Annotated in this window: 8 protein-coding genes; all 8 read right to left on the bottom strand. The window is 43.9% G+C overall.

What is annotated here, in order from left to right:
• Positions 1–224 (bottom strand): hypothetical protein (locus tag B0181_RS09215; RefSeq protein WP_143821598.1); only part of this gene is annotated, 224 nt, incomplete at its 3' end.
• On the bottom strand, positions 225–389 hold the full coding sequence (locus B0181_RS12140) for a hypothetical protein (RefSeq protein ID WP_158078961.1): 165 nt from the start codon (positions 387–389) through the stop codon (positions 225–227).
• 87 nt (positions 390–476) lie between these two features.
• A complete protein-coding gene (locus B0181_RS12135) occupies positions 477–992 on the bottom strand; it encodes an antA/AntB antirepressor family protein (RefSeq protein WP_078277219.1) in 516 nt (171 codons plus the stop codon).
• An 80-nt stretch (positions 993–1,072) separates the two neighbouring features.
• A complete protein-coding gene (locus B0181_RS09205) occupies positions 1,073–1,411 on the bottom strand; it encodes a RusA family crossover junction endodeoxyribonuclease (protein ID WP_078277218.1) in 339 nt (112 codons plus the stop codon).
• Positions 1,398–2,006 (bottom strand): hypothetical protein, encoded by a 609-nt coding sequence (locus tag B0181_RS09200; protein WP_078277217.1) that lies wholly within the window; start codon positions 2,004–2,006, stop codon positions 1,398–1,400. Before B0181_RS09200 ends, B0181_RS09205 begins: the two co-directional genes overlap by 14 nt.
• A complete protein-coding gene (locus B0181_RS09195; protein WP_078277216.1) occupies positions 1,999–2,952 on the bottom strand; it encodes a replication protein in 954 nt (317 codons plus the stop codon). The genes B0181_RS09200 and B0181_RS09195 overlap by 8 nt, the downstream gene beginning before the upstream one ends.
• Before the next feature lie 12 nt (positions 2,953–2,964).
• Positions 2,965–3,057 carry a helix-turn-helix domain-containing protein gene (locus B0181_RS12505; RefSeq protein ID WP_425452028.1) on the bottom strand — a complete coding sequence of 31 codons (93 nt, stop codon included), beginning with the start codon at positions 3,055–3,057 and terminating at the stop codon, positions 2,965–2,967.
• A 58-nt stretch (positions 3,058–3,115) separates the two neighbouring features.
• A complete protein-coding gene (locus B0181_RS09185) occupies positions 3,116–3,565 on the bottom strand; it encodes a hypothetical protein (RefSeq protein WP_078277214.1) in 450 nt (149 codons plus the stop codon).
• Between the last annotated feature and the right edge of the window lie 47 nt (positions 3,566–3,612).

Raw genomic sequence — 3,612 nt, 5'->3', positions numbered from 1 at the left:
CATTCGTCATTAACGGCAAATACAAACACCTCGCCGTCCTCAAAACGCCAAATATCGCCTGCTTTGGGCTTGTTGTCAGCAGGCTTAAACAGTTCAAAAAACCGCTGTTTGTCATAATGTGCTTTAGTTTGCCCGTATGCTACGGTGACTTTGTCGTCATCATCATGCACGACGGTTACTGTGACGCTGTCATCACGCTTTGGTTGCCATTTGGTGTTAATCATTTAATGCTCCTTTACCATACAATTAAACTCACTGATAAACTCGTCCCAATTTCTCTTGACAGGCATTCCCCCATCAATCTCTACCCACACATCGCCGTTATCATCGGCTTTTTGGCTGTTGACTTTGGCGGTTTGGTTTGTGGTTAGGTTAAGATAGGTTGTCATGGTCTTTGTATTGGTTTTTTGGGTCAGCTTGGATAGCGGCAGCGATACCTACCACCACTACTAAAAATAAAATCAAATATGCTAAAATCATCTAATATGCTCCTTAAATGGAAGACTTGGCTGTAGCTCATCTTGCAGTTTGTTAATTTTGGCAAGTAAAATAGGTTTTAAATGCCTGCCTCCTTTGTTTAAAACATACCCTGCGTTGCTAAGAACACGTTCTAAATGTTCTTTTTCCAGCAATGCTCGCTCAAGCTGCATTCCTATAGATAGAATGTCATCATTTAAACGTTTTTCACACTCGATAAAATAGCGACGTATTTGTCTGCCTTTTTCGGTTTTTTCTACCATCGCTAGCTCTTTTGCCATATCCAAAGTTAGGTGGTAGTCATTGGTAGCCTTGCGGTTACCACCTCGAGTTTTGGTTACTATTTTTTCAGTAACCAAAATATAATCTACATTTTGGATAAAACCATATTCATGAATTCGTATTTTTATCCAATCATTAAAACGGCTTTTAACGCCTAAATTTTTATGCAAATGTCTTGCATTGACTGTTTGCACCATTTCATCTTTGACTTTGTTTTGTTGAATATTTATCATCTAATTTGCCCTCTGATGTGTTTTCTTGCTCGATGAATTGCCATCATAGTCTGTTAGCACACGCTCAACTTTTGCTTTGCTCAAGCTACCTCCCAAATCTTTACAACACACGCACCGCCCTTTTTAATCTCGCCACGCTGCACGTTGATAAAATCTATCTGCTCGTCATCATCAAACACGCCTGCTGTCTGTAGTGCGTCAAACAATGCTTTTAAGCGGTTATCAAGGTCGTATTTGCGCTTAGTGGGTGCGTGTAGGGTGATTGATACCCCTAAGCGCTTATCGCCAAATTTGCCTGCTCTACGGCTCATTACGGCTGCCTTAAATTCTTTGGCTTGTTTTGATAGCACTATGCGGTTGCCGTATTTGCGCCAGTAAGTATTAACCGATGGCGGAAAGGGTAAATCAAGCTCTACCATGTAAGCCCCTTGCGATTTTTCTTTGCATCTCCGCCATCGCCTGCTCGTGGTTTACCGTTTGTGCTTGGCTTGGTCTAGCGATTGCGATTGGCGGTATGTAAATTTCACAAGGTTTGCGCTCGGCTACCAGTTTTGCCACTTGCGCTTCGTAAAAATCCTTGAAAGCCTGCCTTGCGTGGGTTTTATCCGCTTGGCTTGCCATGTTTTGCCACGCTCGGTAACTTGCGTCATAAGCGGTTTTTTCGGCTACCGTGATTTGCGTTTTGCCATCGCTTGCCAGCCATTTTTCGATGTTTTCAAGGGCGGCTGCTTTGCCAACGTAGCTATCGGCGATTGCGTCTGTGTTATCAAAACCTTCTAACCCCTTACACCACTTGGCAAACATCGCAGGGTCAGGGCAATATCCCATCTGTGTGATTTTCTGCAAGCCTGCGTTTAATTCGTTTTGACTAAGCCCACTTGTGCAAAACATAAAACCTGCCACGATTTCGTGAGTGCTAAGCTCGCCAAAGGTTTTTTCAAAACTGCGTGGCACAATGGCTTTGATGATGGCTGTTAGGTGTTCTGGGCTTGTAATTTTGACAAGGTTACTCATGATAAAACCCTACTTGTGGCAAATCATCAACGTAAAAATTCGTTGCGGCATTGCTCGTCATTTGGCGCAATTCTTCCATGCGGTTTTTTGGCTGTGGTGTAAAAGGTTTTTGGCGATTGGCGTACCATTCGGCGTTAAAAGTATCCCAGCCCTTTCCTGTGGTAATACAAACTTCAAGGGCTTGGCAAAGTGTTAAGCCCGCAATGCTTGCCTGTCTTACGGTCATTTTTAAAGCGGTCAAGGTTAATCCCTTGCTTCGCTGTGCTAGGTAATCGCTTGCGATTTGGCTATCCATACCCACAAAAATCCATTCGCCAAGGTTCGGATAATTTCTTAAATCATCGTCTGAAAATTTACAGTCCGACAAAGTAAGATTTACCAAATCATCAGCGGTTAGGTATTTTTTGAATTTTTTATCTGCGTTTGATTTTTTGGCTGATGAAGTTTTACCAGCCTGTTCGTCCGATTGTAAGTCTTTCGGATTTTCAAGATTTTGGTGCGTATGTACATACTCACTCTTGTTTTTTGTATAAGTTGTTTTTGTATTATGTATTTCTGTGTGTTCAATTTTTGAACTAGGTTTTGGTTCAATTTTTGAACCAGCTGGTGCATTTTTTGAACTAGTACAGTTTTTGACTGGTTCAATTTTTGAACCGCTAAAATCGTCGTTCAAACTGTATTCATTGGCAGATTTTTCGCCACCGTGTTTTACCTTGATTAAACCGTGTGCTTCTAACTCGTCAAGTGCGCCTGAAACTGTGGCGCGGGCGATACCTGCCGCTCTTTGAATTTGGCTGTAACTGATACGGTCAGCTTCTTTGTTCCAGCCGCGTGTTTTGCGCACGATGAGCAGGTAAACCTTGCAAGCGTTGCCGCTTATCTTATCCAGCATTTCATCAACGAAGGCATTCGGCACTTGAAAGCTGTTTGGAATAAAATTACTCATAAAAAATACACCTTATAACGGCTTTTCGTCTTTGATGTCGTGTCCACGCTCTCGCAGTTCGCTGATGCGCTTGCGTGGGTCTAGTATCCACATACGCCCAATGATTTGGCGAACAGACAGCCGCTAGCCTTGCTCCAGCCGTTTTAAAATGCGCTCACATTGGCTATTCATCATCGCCCCCGATAAAATACACATAGCCCTCACCGTACAGCTTGGCTTCTGCTGCGTTGGCGTGGCGTTTTACCACTTTGGCGTTAAATACCATCGCCACTTTGTGAATGTTATTTGTCATCACGCATTTGCTGTTACCAATGCCGAAAAGCTTGGGCAGCAGGCTTCGGTGTACGGGTCTTTTGCGCATGTATTCCACCCATTTGAGCAGCTTTTTATCGTGCTGGCTGAGCTTGCGCTCGCTCTTTTTGGGCGGTTTTTTGGCAGGCTTTTCCACACGTTTTGTCGGTTTTTTACGCACATCAGGCGCATCATACACGGTGATTTTACCGCCGCCACGCACAAATTCCGCCAACATGGCGTCTTGGGCGGCGTGGTCGGTGCGTGGGCGGGAAAAGGCGTTGCTTATCTCGCCCTTTTTTGATATGATGGTACGGTTCATTTGTTTTTCCTTGCGAATGAACACTGCCCCCTAGTTTGCGCTAGGGG

It is taken from the genome of Moraxella caviae (assembly GCF_002014985.1).
Classification (GTDB): domain Bacteria; phylum Pseudomonadota; class Gammaproteobacteria; order Pseudomonadales; family Moraxellaceae; genus Moraxella; species Moraxella caviae.
The sequence above is the reverse complement of the archived record's forward strand: the minus strand, read 5'-3'. Positions and strand labels throughout refer to the sequence as shown.